At 60.0% G+C, this 18,685-nt stretch carries 19 protein-coding genes; 5 read left to right on the top strand and 14 right to left on the bottom strand.

Annotated features, from left to right (window positions below; all coding sequences use genetic code 11):
* Positions 1-50: 50 nt before the first annotated feature.
* From BSU04_RS09325 to BSU04_RS09305, 5 genes are all read right to left on the bottom strand, one after another.
* Complete coding sequence (locus BSU04_RS09325; protein WP_144021173.1) at positions 51-1,790, bottom strand: methyl-accepting chemotaxis protein; 1,740 nt, start codon at positions 1,788-1,790, stop codon at positions 51-53.
* 458 nt (positions 1,791-2,248) lie between these two features.
* On the bottom strand, positions 2,249-3,346 hold the full coding sequence (locus tag BSU04_RS09320) for a LacI family DNA-binding transcriptional regulator (protein ID WP_089160349.1): 1,098 nt from the start codon (positions 3,344-3,346) through the stop codon (positions 2,249-2,251).
* Between the two features lie 285 nt (positions 3,347-3,631).
* Positions 3,632-5,251, bottom strand: coding sequence for a sugar ABC transporter ATP-binding protein (locus BSU04_RS09315; RefSeq protein ID WP_089160348.1), 1,620 nt, complete (start codon positions 5,249-5,251; stop codon positions 3,632-3,634).
* 350 nt (positions 5,252-5,601) lie between these two features.
* On the bottom strand, positions 5,602-6,546 hold the full coding sequence (locus tag BSU04_RS09310) for a sugar ABC transporter substrate-binding protein (RefSeq protein ID WP_179258261.1): 945 nt from the start codon (positions 6,544-6,546) through the stop codon (positions 5,602-5,604).
* 425 nt (positions 6,547-6,971) lie between these two features.
* A complete protein-coding gene (locus BSU04_RS09305) occupies positions 6,972-7,253 on the bottom strand; it encodes a hypothetical protein (RefSeq protein ID WP_089160346.1) in 282 nt (93 codons plus the stop codon).
* Between the two features lie 164 nt (positions 7,254-7,417).
* Here BSU04_RS09305 and BSU04_RS09300 point away from each other — a divergent pair, with 164 nt between their 5' ends.
* Complete coding sequence (locus BSU04_RS09300) at positions 7,418-7,618, top strand: hypothetical protein (protein WP_089160345.1); 201 nt, start codon at positions 7,418-7,420, stop codon at positions 7,616-7,618.
* Positions 7,619-7,647: 29 nt separating this feature from the next.
* Here the strand turns inward: BSU04_RS09300 and BSU04_RS09295 are convergent, their stop codons facing one another.
* The gene (locus BSU04_RS09295) at positions 7,648-7,830 is read right to left on the bottom strand and encodes a hypothetical protein (protein ID WP_089160344.1); all 183 of its coding nucleotides are present in this window, start codon (positions 7,828-7,830) and stop codon (positions 7,648-7,650) included.
* 16 nt (positions 7,831-7,846) lie between these two features.
* Here BSU04_RS09295 and BSU04_RS09290 point away from each other — a divergent pair, with 16 nt between their 5' ends.
* The 4 genes from BSU04_RS09290 to BSU04_RS09280 all read left to right on the top strand — a co-directional run bounded on the left by BSU04_RS09290 (position 7,847) and on the right by BSU04_RS09280 (position 9,947).
* Entirely contained in the window at positions 7,847-8,152 is a 306-nt protein-coding gene (locus BSU04_RS09290; RefSeq protein ID WP_089160343.1) for a PsiF family protein, read from the top strand.
* Between the two features lie 344 nt (positions 8,153-8,496).
* On the top strand, positions 8,497-8,973 hold the full coding sequence (locus BSU04_RS09285) for a hypothetical protein (protein ID WP_089160342.1): 477 nt from the start codon (positions 8,497-8,499) through the stop codon (positions 8,971-8,973).
* A gap of 13 nt (positions 8,974-8,986) precedes the next feature.
* Positions 8,987-9,223: a hypothetical protein gene (locus BSU04_RS45280; RefSeq protein WP_179258258.1), complete on the top strand. Its 237-nt coding sequence runs from the start codon at positions 8,987-8,989 to the stop codon at positions 9,221-9,223.
* Positions 9,224-9,356: 133 nt separating this feature from the next.
* A complete protein-coding gene (locus tag BSU04_RS09280; RefSeq protein ID WP_089160341.1) occupies positions 9,357-9,947 on the top strand; it encodes a BPSL1445 family SYLF domain-containing lipoprotein in 591 nt (196 codons plus the stop codon).
* A 149-nt stretch (positions 9,948-10,096) separates the two neighbouring features.
* Here BSU04_RS09280 and BSU04_RS09275 read toward each other — a convergent pair whose 3' ends face one another.
* The 8 genes from BSU04_RS09275 to BSU04_RS09240 form a co-directional block, all read right to left on the bottom strand.
* Positions 10,097-11,164: a glycosyltransferase family 4 protein gene (locus BSU04_RS09275; RefSeq protein WP_089160340.1), complete on the bottom strand. Its 1,068-nt coding sequence runs from the start codon at positions 11,162-11,164 to the stop codon at positions 10,097-10,099.
* Positions 11,165-11,439: 275 nt separating this feature from the next.
* A complete protein-coding gene (otsA, locus tag BSU04_RS09270) occupies positions 11,440-12,858 on the bottom strand; it encodes an alpha,alpha-trehalose-phosphate synthase (UDP-forming) (protein ID WP_089160339.1) in 1,419 nt (472 codons plus the stop codon).
* A 266-nt stretch (positions 12,859-13,124) separates the two neighbouring features.
* A complete protein-coding gene (locus BSU04_RS09265) occupies positions 13,125-14,420 on the bottom strand; it encodes a mechanosensitive ion channel family protein (RefSeq protein ID WP_089160338.1) in 1,296 nt (431 codons plus the stop codon).
* Positions 14,421-14,664: 244 nt separating this feature from the next.
* A complete protein-coding gene (locus tag BSU04_RS09260; RefSeq protein ID WP_089160337.1) occupies positions 14,665-15,021 on the bottom strand; it encodes a Rap1a/Tai family immunity protein in 357 nt (118 codons plus the stop codon).
* A gap of 247 nt (positions 15,022-15,268) precedes the next feature.
* Positions 15,269-16,048 carry an ankyrin repeat domain-containing protein gene (locus BSU04_RS09255; protein WP_089160336.1) on the bottom strand — a complete coding sequence of 260 codons (780 nt, stop codon included), beginning with the start codon at positions 16,046-16,048 and terminating at the stop codon, positions 15,269-15,271.
* A 96-nt stretch (positions 16,049-16,144) separates the two neighbouring features.
* Positions 16,145-16,936 carry a TatD family hydrolase gene (locus BSU04_RS09250; protein WP_089160335.1) on the bottom strand — a complete coding sequence of 264 codons (792 nt, stop codon included), beginning with the start codon at positions 16,934-16,936 and terminating at the stop codon, positions 16,145-16,147.
* 45 nt (positions 16,937-16,981) lie between these two features.
* Positions 16,982-17,479 carry a GNAT family N-acetyltransferase gene (locus tag BSU04_RS09245; RefSeq protein WP_089160334.1) on the bottom strand — a complete coding sequence of 166 codons (498 nt, stop codon included), beginning with the start codon at positions 17,477-17,479 and terminating at the stop codon, positions 16,982-16,984.
* Positions 17,480-17,513: 34 nt separating this feature from the next.
* Positions 17,514-18,542 carry a DNA polymerase III subunit delta' gene (locus tag BSU04_RS09240; RefSeq protein ID WP_089160333.1) on the bottom strand — a complete coding sequence of 343 codons (1,029 nt, stop codon included), beginning with the start codon at positions 18,540-18,542 and terminating at the stop codon, positions 17,514-17,516.
* Between the last annotated feature and the right edge of the window lie 143 nt (positions 18,543-18,685).

Below are 18,685 nucleotides of genomic sequence, written 5' to 3'. Positions count from 1 at the left end.
GCGAACGAGGTTCGCGGAGCGCGTTTGACTCAATAAACCCATTCAGCCGATCAGAAAGTTTGCCAATCACCGGTAGCCGCAGCCGCGACCGGTCGTGTTGTCGCCGGCCGCGCCGCGACGGGCGCTTTAGCCAATGTCACAGCCGGCGCTGCGCGCCGCGGTCTCGCCGGAATGGCCAGGCGCGACTTGGCTGCGGCGGATGATCCGGGCCTCGCCGCCGCGTGGCTGAAACCCGCTTCGACCGCGCTGTCGTCGTCGAGTTGAAAGACTGCCACGGCCTGCCGCAGCTTCGCTGCCTGATCCTCCAGCGATTGCGCCGCCGCCGCTGCTTCCTCGACCAGCGCCGCGTTCTGCTGCGTCACTTCGTCCATCTGCGTGACTGCGCGCGCCACCTGTTCAATGCCGCTGCTCTGCTCCTGCGACGCCGCCGCGATGTCGCCCATGATGTCGGTTACACGTTGCACCGCGCCGATAATCTCGTTCATCGTGCGGCCGGCCTCGTCGACCAGCGAGGTCCCTGATTGCACGCGTTCGACCGAGGTATCGATAAGACCCTTGATCTCCTTCGCCGCCGCCGACGAGCGTTGTGCCAGGTTGCGCACTTCGCCTGCCACGACTGCGAAGCCACGCCCTTCTTCACCGGCCCGCGCGGCCTCCACGGCCGCGTTCAGCGCCAGGATATTGGTCTGGAACGCAATCCCTTCGATGATCGTAATAATGTCCGCGATCTTCGCCGAGCTCTGGTTGATATCGCCCATGGTGTCGACCACTTGAGCCACCACGCGGCTACCCTTGTTGGCGATCTCCGACGCGTTGGCCGCCAGCGAACTTGCCTGCCGGGCGTTATCGGCGTTCTGCTTAACAGTGCCGGTCAGTTCATCCATGCTCGACGCGGTTTCCTGCAGCGCCGACGCCTGTTCTTCCGTACGCGACGACAGGTCGATATTGCCGGCTGCGATCTGCTTGGTCGCCGTCGCGATGGATTCGCTGCCCGAGCGTACGCTGCGAACCGTGCCGACGAGACTGGCCTGCATCCGTGCAAGACCTTGCATCAGCAGGCCCATTTCGTCCCGAGAGGTGGCAACGACCTTGCCGCGCAGATCACCGGCTGCGATAGCTTCGAAGTGCTCGAGCGCGGCGTCAAGCGGGCGGCCGATCGCACGGCGCAGCGCGACCCACGAAAACGCGGCGGCGGCCAATCCGGCCAGGATGGCGATCAGGCTCAACGTGCGAAAAGTCGCCGCGGCCGATTGGGCTGCGTCGTAGCCCTGTCTGGCACCGTCGAACTGAAATTTGCGAAGCGCGTCGTTGGCCGTCGAAAGCTCACCGTACGCGACCTGCATCGCTTTGGCTGTTTCTATGATGTGGGGTTGGTCATTCGCCCTGACCGCGTCATAGCCGCTGTCGATCACCTTTTGCAGCGCGAGGCGTTTGGCGTTGGAGGCGTCGGCGAGTTGCTTTTCGTTCGCGTCCTGCGGCAGCTCGGTGTATTTTTTCCAGTAATCGTTGGCGCGGTTGCGCATCATGCCGCCGCGCTCGATGGTCGCCGCTACCTCGGGTGTTCCGGCAAGGAACGCCGCCCGGTCGAATATGAGCCGTTCGCGGGCCGTATAAAGCTCCGCGTTGCTGACGGCATTAGCGCTCGGCATCTGGTTCTCGAACGTGTTGCGATAGGACTGGTTCGCCTGCGTCATCCCGTAGAGTCCCAATCCTCCGATCGCTACCAGAAGCAGCCCCAGAAATGCCATCGTCAGACCGAGACGCGCCTTGATCGTTAAACTCATGTTCATGATTTTCCTCGGAGCTGCTTATACAAATGTCGGCACGGTGCGGTTCTGAAATCGTCATTCGGGGCAACACCAGATTCGCCTGCTTGGACATCTTTTACGGCGTGCGCACGACGCACTTGAGGAAATTCATGAAATGTTATTTCGTCTAATGATTTACCCTGAGAACTTTAGATGCGGGTTATTAAGCAACAGAGCGCATTAATGCAATTGTTGTAAACGGTTCACGATAATAGATGCCATCGGCTTGGCGGCCGCGGGTGGAACCGGTTGCGTTCGATTCAGGGTGAAAGCGGGAAGAATGAGGAAGTGAGGATGCTGCCAGCGCGGCGGCCCGCGGAGGTTGAATTGTTTCTCTGGTTCTTAGCCTTGCTGCAAGCGGTTCGCGCGCGCCGGCGCACTGGCAAACGGGGTTTTGCCGACGCCGGCAAAGCCCCGTTTGCGAACGTCCTCGGTCTGCTTCAGGCCTTCTCGGTATTGCCTTGGCCCAACGCCACGGCATTCACCGCAGCAGCGGATCCGAGCACCGCATCTTTCCTATAAGCCAGCGGCAGCACTTCCGGCACGACCGCCGTCGATTCACGCAAGATCATGCGCGGTGTCACCACACGCCGCCGCGTGGTCGCAGGCACCGTGCCCGCGATCCGGTCGATCAACGTCTGCGCCGCCAGCTCCCCGAGTTCGCGTACCGACTGCCCAACCGTCGACAAAGCCGGATAGGTGTACCGGCTCAATTCGATATCGTCGAAACCGATGATCGAACAGTCACGCGGCACGTTGATACCCCGCTCCGCTGCCGCCCGCAATGCACCAACGCCCATCATGTCGTTGCACGCAAAAATACCGGTGGGCTTGAGGGTATCGAAGAGTTGCGACGCTGCCTCGTAACCGCCGGTGGCCGAGAATGCGCTCTGCTGGATGGCGTTCGGCTCGATCTCGATGCCACGCTCCGCCATTGCACGGATAAATCCGTGGACGCGCATCGCGCTGACCGCCGTGCCAATTGGACCGGTGATACAGCCTACCCGCGAGTGGCCGAGTTGCAGCAAGTGGCGCGTGGCCAGATAACCGCCCTTCTCGTGGTCGATCTGCACCAGATCCGCCGATACGCCTTCAATATTCCGGTCGAGGATCACGAGCGGCTCACGCGAACCGGCCAGACTTTGCGCCAGCACGGCATCTTCTCCAGCCGATGCAATCACCAGTCCGTCGATGCGTTTTTCCTGCAGTACACGCAAATAGCTGCGCTGCTTGGCCGGGTCGTCATCCGAGTTGCAGAAGAACATGCAATAGCCGTTCTTCGCACACCCGTCTTCCACCCCACGCGCCAGTTCCGCGAAGTACGGGTTGGTTGCGTTCGGCACCAGCAAGCCAATGGTGAGCGTATTGCGCGCCTTGAGAGAACGCGCCACCGCCGAGGGCACGTAATCGAGTTCCAGGATCGCGCGCTCCACCTTCAGCCGCACCTCAGCCGACACGGGCCGCGAGTTGTTCACGACATGAGACACCGTAGTGAACGATACGCCCGCAATGGCTGCCACATCTTTGATCGTCGCCATACTTGGTCCTTCTCTCTGACTTGGGTCTTGCTCTTCTTGATTGGCCCCCGCAACGCGCGTCGCACTGCGCTGCCCTTAGCCTTGCGTTTCCGGTTGCCTGCTCGGTCTTACCGTTCTACATCTGCGTGTTTGCGGCCATGACGACCGCCCGCCAGCGTTTTCCCCGCGCCGGCTTTCATGCTTTGAAGGCGCCACAGTTTTTTGCTGCTTTTGTGCCTGATTTCATTGCTTTACCTGCTTTCACCGCCGTGATTCAACTGCTTGGAAGACTTGCATTTTGCCGGTTCAGCGCTTCACTGCCGATCCGCCGCTGCTTGGCTGCGGCGGTGCCTTGGCATCCGGCACGATGGGTTCCTGAAGGATTTCGTCGCGTTTCGCGTAGCCGGCAAAAGCGGCTGCCAACAGCGCGTCCTGCGACCATGTGTTTCGCTCGAAGATCCCGGTCATGCGTCCCGCCGACATTACTCCGATCCGGTCACAAATAAGCATCAGTTCGCGCAGATCGCTGGACACCACCACCAGCGCCCGCCCTTCCAGCGCCAGCGCACCCATCAACGCATAAATATCGAACTTCGCGCCAACATCGATGCCGCGCGTGGGTTCATCGAACAACAGCACGGTTGAGTCCCGCGCAAGCCAGCGGCCGATCACCACTTTTTGCTGATTGCCGCCCGACAATTCCGACACCGGTTGCAACGGACCGGCGGCGCGGATGTGCATCGCGTCGATCTGTTTTTGCGCCAGCGCCGCTTCGCGCCGTCCATCGACAAAACCCTTGCTCGACACCACGCCGATATTGCCAAGCGAAATGTTCGCGGCAATGGGCTGGGGCAGCAGCAAACCCTCGCCCTTGCGATCCTCGGTGATCAGCGCAATGCCGTTCCTCACCGCGTCCGCAGGCGACGTAATCTTCACCGGCATGAGCGCAGCACCTTCGTGCGCTACCGAGACCACGCCGCTATCGGCCCGATCCGCGCCGTAGATCAGCCGCATCAGTTCCGTGCGGCCCGCGCCAATCAACCCGCTGATGCCAAAGATCTCGCCCGCCTTCACCTCGAAGGACACATCGCGGACCACCTGGGCACGGCTCATGCCCGCAACTTTCAGCGCGACGTCGCGGATCTTCCGCTCGCCCAGATCGATCCGCTCGCCTATGTCGCGCCCCACCATGAGGGTGACCAGGCGGTCGCTGTTCAGGTTCTGCATGGCGTCGATGTGAACCAGCTTGCCGTCGCGCAACACGGCTGCGCGCCCGGCGATCCGTCTCAGTTCTTCCAGCCGGTGCGAGATGTACACCAGCGCCACGCCCCGCGCTTTCAAGCGCTCGACTTGCTCGAACAGCAGGTCCACTTCGCGCGCCGTCAGCATGGCGGTGGGTTCGTCGAGAATCAGCACACGGCAATCGCCAATCAGATTTCGCGCGATCTCGACCATCTGCTGATGCCCGATCCCCAGTTCGCCCACGAGCGTATCCGGGTCGATCGCGTCAAGCCCTACTTGCTGCATCGCGTGCCGGGCGTCCTCGCGCAGCGCCGTCCGGTCGATCCAGCCGAATCTGAATCCCTTGCGCTGCGGCAAGCGGTTCAGGAACAAGTTTTCCGCCACCGACAACGTAGGCAGCAGGTTCAGTTCCTGCATCACCATGCGCACGCCGAGCGCTTCCGCCTCCTTGCGGCTGGCCGGCGCGTAATGCGTTCCACCCAAGGCCATGGTGCCGGTGGTCGGATCGACCAGGCCGCCGATGATCTTGGACAGCGTGCTTTTCCCGGCGCCGTTTTCCCCGGTCAGCGCGAGCACTTCGCCCGCGTGCAGATCCAGCGTGACATCGGATAAAACCGGTTCCACGTAGGTCTTGCCTATACCGCTCACCGTGAGAATGGGTGCGGTTTCCACTCTGTCGTCCATCCTTTTCTCCGGCGAAAAGCCGCTGCGCTTTTCAAACGCGCGCCCCTCTCGCTGCGCCCGGCAAGAAACCGGACTTCGCGGACCATGTGGACCTCAATAAAGCGATGCTTCAATTCCTGCACAGGTCCGAGCGCAATCGTTTGCAGCCGGGCCTGTTCGCACAGCCTCAACTATCCCAAATACGGCCAATATCGTCCCACTATCCAGCCTACCAAGTTCGGATACAAGATGCCGGGCTCCGCTTGACCATTCATCGAAAACGAGTTGATCGTCTCATTCTCTCGTTTATCGGCAGCGGCGCCTATTTCTTAAGAAATAAGCAGACAAATCGACCCCTATGCGTGTAATACCTATTTTTTGGTAATCAGGACCACTGGTGTTTCCACTATGCCTGACAATTCCGACTGTTTTTTATGCTCGGAAATCGCCTTCAAAGCGGTATCGATACCAAATACCGCTTGTTTTGCGGCGTATTGATCCGCAGTGGCAAGGATCCGGCCGTCGGCGAGCATCGGCTTGATGGCGTTGATGTTGTCGTAACCGACGACCTGCACCTTGCCCGCCTTGCCGGCCGCCCGCACTGCAGCAACCGCGCCGAAGGCCATGTTGTCGTTGCCGCAAAGCAGCGCCTTGATGTTGGGGTTCGCGTTCAGCATCTGCGACGCCACTGCATTGCCCTTGTCGATTTCCCAGTCGCCGGATTGCAGCGCGACAACCTTCATGCCACCCGTCTGCATTGCGTCCTTGAAGCCGGCCGTGCGCTGCTGCGCGTTGGTCGTGGTCGACACGCCTTCGATAATGCCGACTTCATCGCCAGCCTTGAGTCGCTTGGCAAGATAACCCCCGACCAGCCTTGCGCCCTTCGCGTTGTCCGGGCCGACGAACGGCACGTTCAGGTCCTTCGACTTGAGCACGTCCGGATCCAGCCGGTTATCGATATTCACCACAATGATCCCCGCATCCACGGCCTTCTTGATGACCGGAACGAGGGCTTTTGAATCAGCCGGGGCGATCACGAGCGCATCGACCTTCGAGACGATCATCTGCTCGACAATGCGGATCTGGTTCGCCGTATCGGTTTCGTCCTTGATGCCGTTCGTGATGAGGTCAAACTGACTCGAGTAATGTTTCTGATAATCCTTGGCGCCGGTTTCCATGGTCAGGAAGAACTCATTCGCCAGCGATTTCATCACGAGTGCGACCTTGGGCTTGTGCGCGGCTTGCGCGGCGGCGCCGGTTGAATACAGCGACAACGGCAACGCGGCACACGCGCCCAGTGACAGCGCGACAGACATGAAACGGCGGCGCAGCGCGGGTTTGACAGGTTTGTGATGTGAGTTCATGCAGCAAATCTCCTGGTTTCGTTCTGAGTTGTTGGATGTTCAGTTTTGGATGAAACAGGATGGGCGTGGGGTGCTGGGGTGCTGGGGTGCTGGCGTGTCGGTTACCGGTTCCGGCCGCTTCTTTTCCGGGCAGATTGGGCCCCCCGGACTGCCTCCGGTCGGGATTCGGCAGTCGTGCCGGACATTGAGACACATCCCCTCAAATAGACGGAATCAACATTGCGAGATCCTCGTGCGGGCCAGCTTGTCTCTGGCTTTCATCCAGGTGAAAGCGCGCTTCGCACGGATCGATGGCCGTGGGCGTATGCGCTGCCTACCGCAATCGCTGTCGGCCCTGATCTTTGCGCAACGCGTGATGCAACGATGCCGCCAAGCTTTCACAGCTCATCGACGGACTCCCCTTCCACCTTCTTGTCGATGATCGCCCGCGCATACTCGATGCCCGCTCGTGTCGCATCAATCGGGCTGTTGAACGGCTCTTGCTCCGGCACGCCGAACATCTCCGATTTCCCGCTCTCGCCACTGGAACTGCGCGAAATGTTGACGACGATATCGAAATGGCGGGGGCCGTCGTCCGGCTCGTCGCGTTCTTTCGCGCGGCGCAATGCCTGGACAGTAATCTCGAAACCTTTGTAGTGATCGGACAAGGGGCGGGACATACGCGACTCCTTTAAGCAGTAGAACCACAGGATCGCACGGCTTTGCAACGCAGCGCACGAAGAGTGTAGAGAGAGCCCGTGAAGGCGGTTTGTCGGCGTGATGACACCGTTCACGCGAATGTTGCGACGCTACAACGGAGACTTTCCCGCGTGGATGCCTCTGGGTGGCGGTCGTTGCAGGCCGCGAAAACATCGAGCGTCATTGGCAGTTCAAGCGCGCGAACGAAATGGAAATTGTAAGCCTCTTGCTCAGAACCGTTGCCGTCGGTGAAAGAAAGCTTACAAAACGTGTACCGATGGACTCGGGACAGGCCGAATTAGTTTTAATCGGTTTGATTCGATTAATGCAGGCGTCTTTTGAATGACGCGGACGTCATGTGCCTTTCGAGTCCCGTCAGTTCGAAACCGTACGGCATTTGTATGGCTTTTTGCCATAATGACTTGCCTGAGTTTGCCAGGGTTTGCCTGATTTAAGCCGACTGACGATGGCAATGTTGGCAAAAGCGACGGCAAACGCCGCGGCGGTATTGATACGTGCCTGACCTTGCAGCACTTCACCTCGTTTCACGTCATTCATTTAAAGGGAGAATCGCATGAAGATCCGGGCAACCATGGCAGCGCTCGCACTCGGCGTCGCTTTAAGCGCTACCTTCGCTGCAGCACCAGCGTTCGCCGATAACAGCCAGCAATCGAAGATGACGACCTGCAATGCGCAGGCTGCGGGCAAGAAAGGCGATGATCGCAAGGCATTCATGAAAGATTGCCTCTCCTCGACACCTGCGGCCGCCGCTCCGATGACCCAGCAGCAGAAAATGACGGCGTGCAACAAGTCGGCGACAGGCAAAAAAGGCGACGATCGCAAGGCCTTCATGAAGGACTGTCTCAGCAACAAGGGCTGAACCGGAGCGAGGTGACGTTTGATTGTTGGCGATTGTTAGCTCAAGCCGCGTGCCGTACACACGCGGCTTTTTTTCATGGCTTTCTCGGGGATGAATCGGGGTATGAGTCGGGATATGAATCGGCCATAAGCCGCGCATCAATCGCACATAAACCGTGACTAGGTGAAGTCCCGAACGCGGGAAAACCCCGCCCCGTCTTATTGCAGTGCAGCTACGGTCGTGCTACGCGGCGCGCGGTTTATCTCATAAGATGACGCGAAGGCGGCCCACCAGAACAACTAATGCGCCATCGGTCCGCCACAGTCTAGCCGGCTTGCAGCACTGCAACGGACGGAGGCCCGAGGATGGTATGGCGATATAAAAACCGCTGGTTCAGGCGGTGGCTGGTCTTGATTACTTTTTGGTCGGTTCCGGTCATGATCGTTGCGGCAAACGAGCTTCGCGAGCAGCTCGCCTACGATGCCCAGGATCTTGCTCACTCCCTGTCCACATGGACGTTCACCGACGCGCAACGTGCCTCTCCCGCCGTTTCACGCTGCCAAGGTTCCCTCGACGAAGCGCGCACAGCCGGGTGTCCACCCGACGTAATCGCAGCCAATGCCGCCAAGAACCAGGATGCCCAAGAGGAGTATTCGACTCGCCGAAGCGTGCTGTTCGGTTACCTATGGCACGCGTTTGTCGGCTACTGGGTCGTACCGGCAATCACGCTGTTCTTGTTGGGCGCAGTGATAGGGGTGATCCGACGCTCCCTCCGTCGCCCTCCCACAAAAAATGACAAAGCGAAACAAGCCAATGAATCCACACGGATTGCCAAACCGTAGAAATGCGTTGGCATTGGAGCGCTGGGACAACACCGCTACAGGCTTTTTTGCACTATCTCATGCAATTTTTCATTTTATTTTGACGGGTAATTTTGACCGGAATTTGAGTGGTCCGGACGGGCTGGCCCGCCGTTTGCGTCCTTTGATTTTGTCTGTTGTGAGAGAGGAATGTTTCGCGCAAACAAGCGTTTTCTCACGCAGGCGGCATCCCGGCCAGGCAGGTCAAAATTACCTCATTGCATTTGCCTGACACGGCGCAAGCCAAGCGGGGTAAGGCTTTACGACATTTCAGGACATGTTGCACACGGTCGTGCTGTGTTATAAAACGCCATGCTGCAACACCCGTAGATGGGGTTTCCCAAAAAACCACGATGGAGAAAACGATGCAAAGACGAAACTTCATGATCAAATCGACCGCCGCGCTTGCAATGGGTGGCTTCGCGCTGGCGGGTTGCACGACAACCTCGAATCAGGGCGCACAACAGACGGCGGGCGACGCGGACGCACGCCGTTCGATTGACGCAGATATTGACGCGACGATGCAGCGCCTATATGTCACCGCTCGCGGCTCGCGCGAACTGGTTGGCAAGGCGCGTGGCGTGCTCGTGTTCCCGTCGGTGCTGGCTGCAGGTTTTATCGTCGGGGCGCAGTACGGCAAGGGCGCGTTGCGGGTGGGTGGCAGCTCGGTCGGCTACTACAGCACGACGTCGGGATCGATCGGCCTGCAAGCCGGCGCGCAATCGAAGTCGATCGTCTTCCTGTTCATGACGCAGGACGCGCTCGACAAATTCCGCAATACCGACGGCTGGTCGGTGGGCGGCGATGCGTCGGTCGCACTGGTCAAGATGGGCGCGAACGGCAATATCGATTCGACCACCGCAACGGCTCCGGTCGAAGTGTTCGTGCTGACGAACGCTGGCCTGATGGCTAACCTTTCGCTGGAAGGCACGAAGGTCTCGCGTTTGAAGATCTGATCGGGGTCTTTGGCCGGCAAGAGCCGGCCTGAGTCCTGAATCCAGGCGCCACAAGTTAAAACCGCCGCGCAGCATGACCGGAAGGTCGTACTGCGCGGCGGTTTTCTTTTCGGCTGTGACGCTGGCGAAGCGCTTTTCAGACGCGCTTTTCAGCTCGTCGCGCTGTCGATCAGCTTGAAGCGTGAACGCTTTTGCGCGCGCACGATCACCTGATAGGCATCAACATATTGCTGCGCCATGCGATGCGACGTGAAGCGTTCTTCGAAGCGCTTGCGCACGCCCTCGCGCGACACGGTATGCAGCCGGTTCACGGCCGCCACGGCGCCAATCTCGTCCTCGACGATAAACCCCGTCACGCCCTCGTCCACCACTTCCGGCACCGCTCCGCGATTGAACGCGATCACCGGTGTGCCGCACGCCATCGACTCGATCATGACCAGCCCGAACGGCTCCGGCCAATCGATCGGGAACAGCAGCGCGTGGGCGCCGGAGAGGAAGCTGGCCTTCTGGTCATCGTCGATTTCGCCGATGAATTCCACATACGGCAGCTCCATCAGCGGCGCGATTTCGCGTTCGTAGTACTCACGGTCCGCTGAGTCCACCTTCGCCGCAATCTTGATTTTCATCCCGCACCGGCCGGCAATCCGGATGGCGGTATCGACACGTTTTTCCGGCGATATACGCCCAAGGAACGCAAGGTACGTCGGCTCGACCGGCTGCGGCATGTAGCGCGTTTCCGGCAGCCCGTGATACACGGTCGTGAGCCATTTGGCCTGCGGCAACGGATGACGTTGCGCGTCCGAAATGGAGATGACCGGCGCGGTATCGAACGTGTTGAAGATTGGTTGTTGCTCCGGCAAATCAAGCCGGCCATGCAGCGTGGTAACAAACGGCGTGTCTTGGCGTTTGAACAGCGAGAACGAGTAGTAATCCATGTGGAAATGCAGCACATCGAAGTCGTCGGCGCGGCGCCGCACCATTTCCATCAGCAGCATGTGCGGGGCGATCCGGTCGCGGATGGCCGGGTCAAGGCGCAACGCGCGAGGCCAAACGGCTTCGAGCTTCGCCTTGGTTTGCGAGTCGCCTGAAGCGAACAAGGTCACGTCGTGCCCAAGTTCAACCAACGCCTCGGTGATATACGAAACAACCCGCTCAGTGCCGCCATACAGCTTGGGCGGCACTGATTCGGTTAATGGGGCTATTTGTGCAATTCTCATAGTTCGCGTCTCCACTCGGTCTTACGTCGCCGTGATGTTTGGTCGGTGATATTGATCGGCACGGGCGCCGGTCGCCCTCGCGCGTAATGTTGTTGATGTGCGAAGCGCGCGAGCGCGACACCGTATTATTGGCCGTGGAAGCCTCATTGTTGGCAAAACTTTCACTTTCACGACGCTGTTACAGTGGCGAAACACTCGATTTTCGTCGAAATAGTGCAGTTTTCAGGCCGATATCCCGTTGGCAAGCGGCTTTTGCATCGGCGCTGCATGTGTTGTTATTTGTTGCTCGGCGGCCGTTTGTTCGGCTGTTTGTTCAGTTTCACGCCTCGCAGGTCGGCGAGAAACGAGTCGCGCCAGACGCCCAGGTCGTATTTGCGGAGCATCACCATGTTGGTTTCATACCGCTCGCGGCGTTCGGCGAGCGGCATGGAAAGCGCCCGCCCAATAGCCTCGCTCATGCCGACTATGTCGTGCGGGTTCACCATCAGTGCGCCCTTCATTTCGTCGGCGGCGCCCGCGAACTGGGACAACACGAGCACACCGGGATCATCGGGATTTTGCGCCGCGACATATTCCTTGGCGACCAGGTTCATGCCGTCGCGCAATGGCGTGACCAGCCCGATCTGCGATTCGCGAAACAGCGACATCAGCTTCCACCGGTCATAACGCTGGTTCATGTAGCGGATCGGCGTGTAGTCGAGGCCCGAGTAACGGCCGTTGATACGTCCTGCTTCGTATTCCAGGTTATGGCGGATCTGCTGGTAGGTATCCACGTCCGAGCGCGTGGGTGGCGCGATCTGCACCAGCGTGACATTGCCCCGCCATTCCGGCGATTTTTCGAGGAAATGTTCAAACGCCTTGAAGCGCTCGACCAGGCCTTTCGAATAATCGAGGCGGTCCACGCTCATGATGAGCTTGCGGCCTTCCAGGCTCTGCTTCAGGTCCATCACATCCTGACGCGCTTCGCCGCGGGTGGCTTGCTCGGCGATTTCATCGGGGAAGATGCCGATGCGGTACACGCCGGTTTTAAGCCGGCGTCCGAACGCTTCCACTTCACCATCGGCCGTGGCGGTTCCATGCGCGTGACGCACGATGTAATCGTGGAACGCGGCCTGGTCGCCGGGGGTCTGGAAACCCACTACGTCATAGCAGCACAATGACTTGACCAGTTCCTCATGCGGCGGAATGTTAAGCAGGATCTGCGGTGACGGAAACGGAATATGCAGGAAAAAGCCCATCCGGTTGGTCACGCCTTCCGAGCGCAGCGCCTCGCCAAACGGGATCAGGTGATAGTCGTGGACCCAGATGACGTCGTCAGGTTGCAGCAGCTTGATTGCACGATGCGCCAGCCAGGAGTTGACCCGTCTGTATCCGGCGTATTCCTCGCGGTCGTAGACGGCCAGGTCGTTGCGATAGTGGAAGACAGGCCATAAGGTCGCGTTCGAAAAACCGCGGTAATACTGGTCGTAGTCCTTTTTCGGCAAGCCGACGGTGGCGAACGTGACGGCCCCGTCCTGTTCGAGTTTCGGTCCCTGGTTCGCCACGCTGTCGCTTACCACATCGCCGCTCCAGCCGAACCAGACGCCGCCGCTGTCCTTCAGTGCACCGAAGACACCCACGGCGAGGCCGCCGGCCGAGCCTTTGGTTTCTGTCGGAGAGGCTACGCGATTCGATACAACGACTAGGCGGGTCATTACTGGCTTCCTATTTTTGCGATTCTATTCAGGGTGTGTGTATTTTTTTATGGCCGCACTTCGTGGCCGCACTTCGTGGCCGACTACATGCGAGGGTCGCGGCCGGTTCTCTTTCTTGATGATCTTCATTCGGCTCCGGGCAACAGCCACAGTTCAATTGCGTGCCGCGTTCTCCGATGCCCGGGCGTGCTCCGTAGTCTCGCCTCTTGGTCTCTCACTGTCGCTTAGTGTGAGCTTGTCCGCAATCTCAATGCCACCGAGCCGGCTCAGCGCCGATCGGCGGGTTTAGCCGCGCCGCCGCCGGGCGCACTCGGGGCGGTGCTAGCCGCCGAATTCGCCGATGCCTCCGGGCCGTGCCGCTCTCCCCGGCTCGCCACCGGATCGGCTTCTGTATTGGCTGTCCCGCGGGACACCGGCGGCCTGATCGTTCCGGCCGCGCCGTCATGGCCGTCCGCCATGCTGCGCTCGAGCGGCGCAACAAAATCGACATGCTCCCCCTCCGGCGATATATCCGCACGCGTGCGCGGCAGGAACTGCGGATACGACGACTGCATGAAGTTCAGCAGACCTTCGCGCACCCGGCATCGAAGATCCCAGTTCAAGCCGGAATCGAAGGAACTGACGAGCACGCGCAGTTGCATCGACTTTTCGGTGGCATCGGTGACCTGCAGCACCTGCACGCGCTGATCCCACTCCGGCGCGTTCTGCAAAATCCGCTCGAGCTCTTCGCGCATCGGCGCAAGCGGCATGCGGTAATCGACGAAGAAAAACACCGTGCCGATGATCTGCGAACTGTTGCGGGTCCAGTTGGTGAACGGATTCTCGATAAACCATTGCAGCGGCACGATCAGGCGCCGCTGGTCCCAGATCCGGATAGACACATAAGTGCCGGTGATTTCTTCTACCCGTCCCCATTCGCCCTGGATCACGACCACGTCGTCGAGCCGGATGGGTTGGGACAACGCTATCTGCAATCCGGCGATCAGGTTGCCCAGCACCGGGCGCGCGGCAATACCCGCCACCAGCCCCGCCACGCCCGCCGACGCCAGCAAGCTCGCGCCGACCTGACGCACGGCGGGAAACGTCATCAACGCGCCGCCGAAGCCGATGATCACGATCACCACCATCACCGAACGCGCCAGCACACGAGCCTGCGTGTGAATCCGGCGCGCTTGCAGGTTGTCCTTACTGTCGAGGGGGTGGGCCTGCACCAGCGCTTCGGCCACCGCGCCCACTGAGCGCACGGCAAGCCACGTCAGCGCGACAATCAGCATCACGGTGAGCAGGTCGCGCAGCGCGCCGGCGAACGGCAGTGCATCGGGGGTTTCAACCAGCACGAACCCCAGGCCGAGAATGATCAGCAGCGCGAGCGCGGGTTTGTCGACAAAGCGCAATACCACGCTCATCAACGGGTACGGCCGTGCGATGCGCGTCAGGATGCGGGCGCCCACGCGGTGCACGCCGATGGCGAACAGCACGAAGAGCGCCGCTACGACAAGCGTTCCGGGCCAGGTATTGAGCGGAGCGGAAGCGATTCGCTCGAAGGAGTCGAAAGAGATCATCGTCGTCGTGGGATCCGCCTTGGAAGGTGATATAGGAGGGATACGACGGGATTGTGCGAAACCCGATTGCGTCTGCATGCGCATGGAGCGCAGTGGCGTCAGCAGCTCCCGCGGCTGACCGGGTTGGCCCGCCAGCCGCGTGATGAGATGACTATTCTATTGCATTGCAGCATACGCCGCGCGGGACGGTCGGCCGGTGGCTTGGAGGTTGGCTTGGATGAGCCGTGTCACGCCGAGTGGTGGCTTACTTTTCTGCTTTGCAGGGGAACGCCTTGCCGAGCCCGAGCGACACCATGGTCGTGGCGTTGAAGTTGCCGCGCGTGGGATTGTCGGCGATGAACTTGCGTACCGCGTCTGTCAGTTCCTGCGGTTTGACATCGACTGGCAGGCAAAAATACTGGCCGACCTGCGGTCCTGATGTGCCGCCAATTGCTTCGATGGTGTTGTAGATGCCGTCAGCGGCACCTTCTATATAAGCCGCGCATGCGCTGCGTGAGGCGGTGTCCGTCTTGGTACAAAGCATGTTCAGATCGTTGCCTGTGAACGCGGCCGCGCTAAGCGGAAACGCGAGCACACTGGCCATGACAAAAACCCGCTGCATGATGGTCCTTTCTTATGTTGGCAGTTGCGGGCCGGCCTGGATGCGCAGGTAAAAACATCCTGTGTTGAAGGCCCAAACCCGTCTTTTCAGCGAGCGCATCCGGACGCGCCATTCCTCGGCTCATCATTTCCGGATCACACACGCTGTTCTTCGTATGTTCCTCGTACCGCGCGGTCGGGACCTGTTGTCGGGCTGACCGAAGTCAGACTCGAGTCAGACCCGAGTCACGTTCCTCGCCGTGCGAGCGTCATTTTGCACTGTTTGCGCCGCTTTGCGGTGCCCCGGATGCGCCTGCTGCCGCGCCCTGGTTTTGCATCGATGCCAGCCGTGCCGCCAAGCCTTCCGCCACATCTTTTTCGTGATACTGCTTCGCGAAGTCCACCGCCGTCAGGCCAATCTGGTTCTTCACCCGCAGGTCGGCGCCTTCATCGAGCAACAGCTTGACCGTCGACAGATGACCGCCGCGCGCCGCCATCATCAGCGGAGTCGTGCCGTTGGGTGACCCCGAGTCGATGTAAGCCGAATGGTCGAGCAACACCTTCACTACGTCGTCATGCCCGTTGGTCGCAGCATAGTGCAGCGGCGTCCAGCCCTTCTTGTTCACTTCCGCGTTGTTCGCGATCAGCACGTTCACGAAGGTGAGGTCGTCGTTGAGCGCGGCCAGCATCATCGCGTTTTCACCGGCGGGATCGAGCTTTTCAAGGTCGATGTTCGGATTATCGGCAAGCAGCTTGCCTACCTTGTCCGACTTCTCCCTCGCCGCGATCACGAGCAACGGCGTGCCGGTGTCATCGACGAGATTCGGATCCACGCCCTGTGCCAACAGCTTTTTAACGGCAGATATGTCGTCAAACTTTACTGCCTTGATCATGGAGTCGGCAGGCGTTGCAAAGGCGGGTTGCGCGATGGCGGCGGCCGTCAGCACCAGGCCGGTCACGAGGGTTCGCCACGTTCTGCGCGTCAGGGCGGATTGGCGGGTTGAGGACGTGGAGAGGCTGGAAGAAGAAACCGTCGAAAATGTAGGCATGTGTTCCTTGGGGATTACTTAACGTTCTGATATCGAAATAAAGAATCTGTCAGGCGCGCAATCGGGCGCGTTGCGGCAAAGGGACCATAGTGGACTTCAGTGCCCAACCGGCTGCGGAATCTTGAACAGCGTGAAAAAATTACGCGTCGTGGCTGCCGCCAATGCTGCTTCCGGCATCTCGCGCAATTGCGCGATGAAGCGTCCGACATAACTTACGTACGCAGGTTCATTCGATTTCCCGCGATACGGCACCGGCGCCAGATACGGCGAGTCCGTTTCAATCAGCAACCGCTCGAGCGGCACACGGCCCGCGACGTCCTGCACGTCTTTCGCGCTCTTGAACGTGACAATGCCCGACAGCGAAATGTAAAAATCCTGGGCAAGCGCGGCCTCGGCGACATGCCATGGTTCCGTGAAGCAATGCATCACGCCGCCCGGTACGCTTGCGCGCTCCTCGGCCATGATGCGCAGCGTGTCTTCCCACGACGAACGCGTATGGATGATCAGCGGTTTCGCCGTCGCGTGCGCCGCCCGAATATGCGTGCGGAAACGTTCACGCTGCCATTCCATATCGGCGATGCTGCGGCCTTCCAGACGGTAATAATCCAGACCCGTCTCGCCGATAGCCACTACTTTCGGATGCCGCGCCAGTTCCACGAGATCCGCCACGCTTGGTTCGCGCGCGTCTTCGTGATCCGGATGCACGCCGACCGATGCGTAAATATGCTCGTTCTCTTCGGCGATCTTCAACACCGAAGGCAGCGTTTCCAGATCAACCGAGACGCACAGCGCATGCGTCACCTTCAGCTCGCGCATTTTGTCGAGCACTTCGGGCAGACGGTCGGCCAGGCCTTCGAAATTGATGTGGCAATGCGAATCGACGAACATGGGGGTTCCGTTAAAGCGGGATTGGGATAGGGAGCGAGCTATCGGTCAACCGAGCCGCCGGCCCAGAATCAAGAGGTCTCGTTCAACGCCGTCCAGCACCGCGACGCGCGGCAGCGACCCCCACGTCTGGAATTCAAAGCGCTGGAACAGGCGCAGGCTCGGTTCGTTGTGGCCGAAGATGAAACCCAACAGTGTGTCGATACCCAATGCCGGTGCGCGTTCCAGCGCCACTTGCAACAACTGCTTCCCAAGCCCCTTGCCACGCGCGCTTTCGGCGAGATAAATGCTGACTTCCGCCGTGCGCAGATAGGCCGGACGGCCGTAAAAATCCGAGAAACTCAGCCATGCGATGATCGCGCCATTTTCTTCGACCACCCATAACGGACGTGCGTTCGGACCATGGGCATGAAACCACGCGAGCCGGCTTTCGACCGTGACTGGTTCTAGATCAGCGGTTACGAGGCGTGAAGGCACGGTGGAATTGTAGATGGCCACGATGCCCGGAAGATCGTCGAGCGTGGCGTCGCGGTAATTGGGGTTCATAGTGTGTTCGTATGCAAAAAGAGGGAGTCGGTAGTCAGGCCGCGGTGAACACGTCGCGGTAGCCCAGGAACAGTTCTTCGAACACCAGCCGCGCGTTCAGCGGATGATTTTCCACCGCGCGTTGCCGTGTCACCGTCTTTTGAAAGTGGGCGAAACGCTCGGTATCGATCTGCGCGGCGCAGCGTTCGAGCGCCTTCGATGCGCCCGGGAAGTAGCGCGGACGCCCCGCCGCTTTTTGGGCGAGAAGGTCGTAAAGCCATCGCTGCAGCCAGCCCAGCACCATGGGCACCGGCAGCTTCTGCAGGCTTTCTCCGCACGCGAAAGCGTCGCAGGCGGGGCCGGCGGCCAGTTGCGCCAGCGCGAAATCACGCAGCGCGCGATTTTCGTCGGAGGCGAGCGCCAGCGCGGTCAGCGGCGCGCCGCCGGATTCTGCCAGTACGGCTGCGGGACGCTCCACGCCCTGCTGCGCCAGCCACGCGACGGCGGGCTCGGTGGCCGGGAGGGTCATCGGCCATTGGCGGCAGCGGCTGATGATCGTTGGCAGCAAGCGGTCTATGCGCGCCGTCACCAGAATGAACACCACGCCCGCGGGCGGTTCCTCCAGCGTCTTGAGCAATGCGTTTGCGGCGAACACGTTGATCGATTCAGCCGGATACAGCAACACGACCCGCAAGCCACCCCGGTGCGATCCGAGGCTGAAAAAATTCATCAGCCCGAGCACCTGATCGATCTTGATCTCCTTGCTCAGCACCTTCGTTTTCTTGCCGTCCTCGGCGTCCGCCTTGTCAGCCTTGTCTTCGCTGACCAATTCTCCGGCAAGTGCTTCCGGCAGGACCGCGCGATAGTCAGGATGGTTGCCCTGGCTGAACCACAGGCAGGCAACACACTTTCCGCACGGTTCGCGCGTGTCGGTCGGGGTTTCGCAGAGCAGGCTTTGAGCAAGATGCTGCGCAAACTGCAATTTACCGATACCCGCGCGACCGTGCAGAAGCAACGCGTGCGGCCAGCTTGCACGCAGTTGATCAAGATGGGCCCAGTCATCGGTTTGCCACGGATAGATCATGAAATGTCTTTTGGATCAGATGTTTGCGACAAAATCTTGCGAGTCTGAATTTACTTTAACTTGTCGATTAAACTCAATTAAATCAATTGTTTGTCGACACTAATTGAAGCTTTTTCGAGGCTCGGCAAGAGGTTGTGGCACAG

This window comes from Caballeronia sordidicola, from assembly GCF_002220365.1.
Classification (GTDB): domain Bacteria; phylum Pseudomonadota; class Gammaproteobacteria; order Burkholderiales; family Burkholderiaceae; genus Caballeronia; species Caballeronia sordidicola_C.
This window is presented reverse-complemented; position numbering and strand designations above follow the sequence as displayed.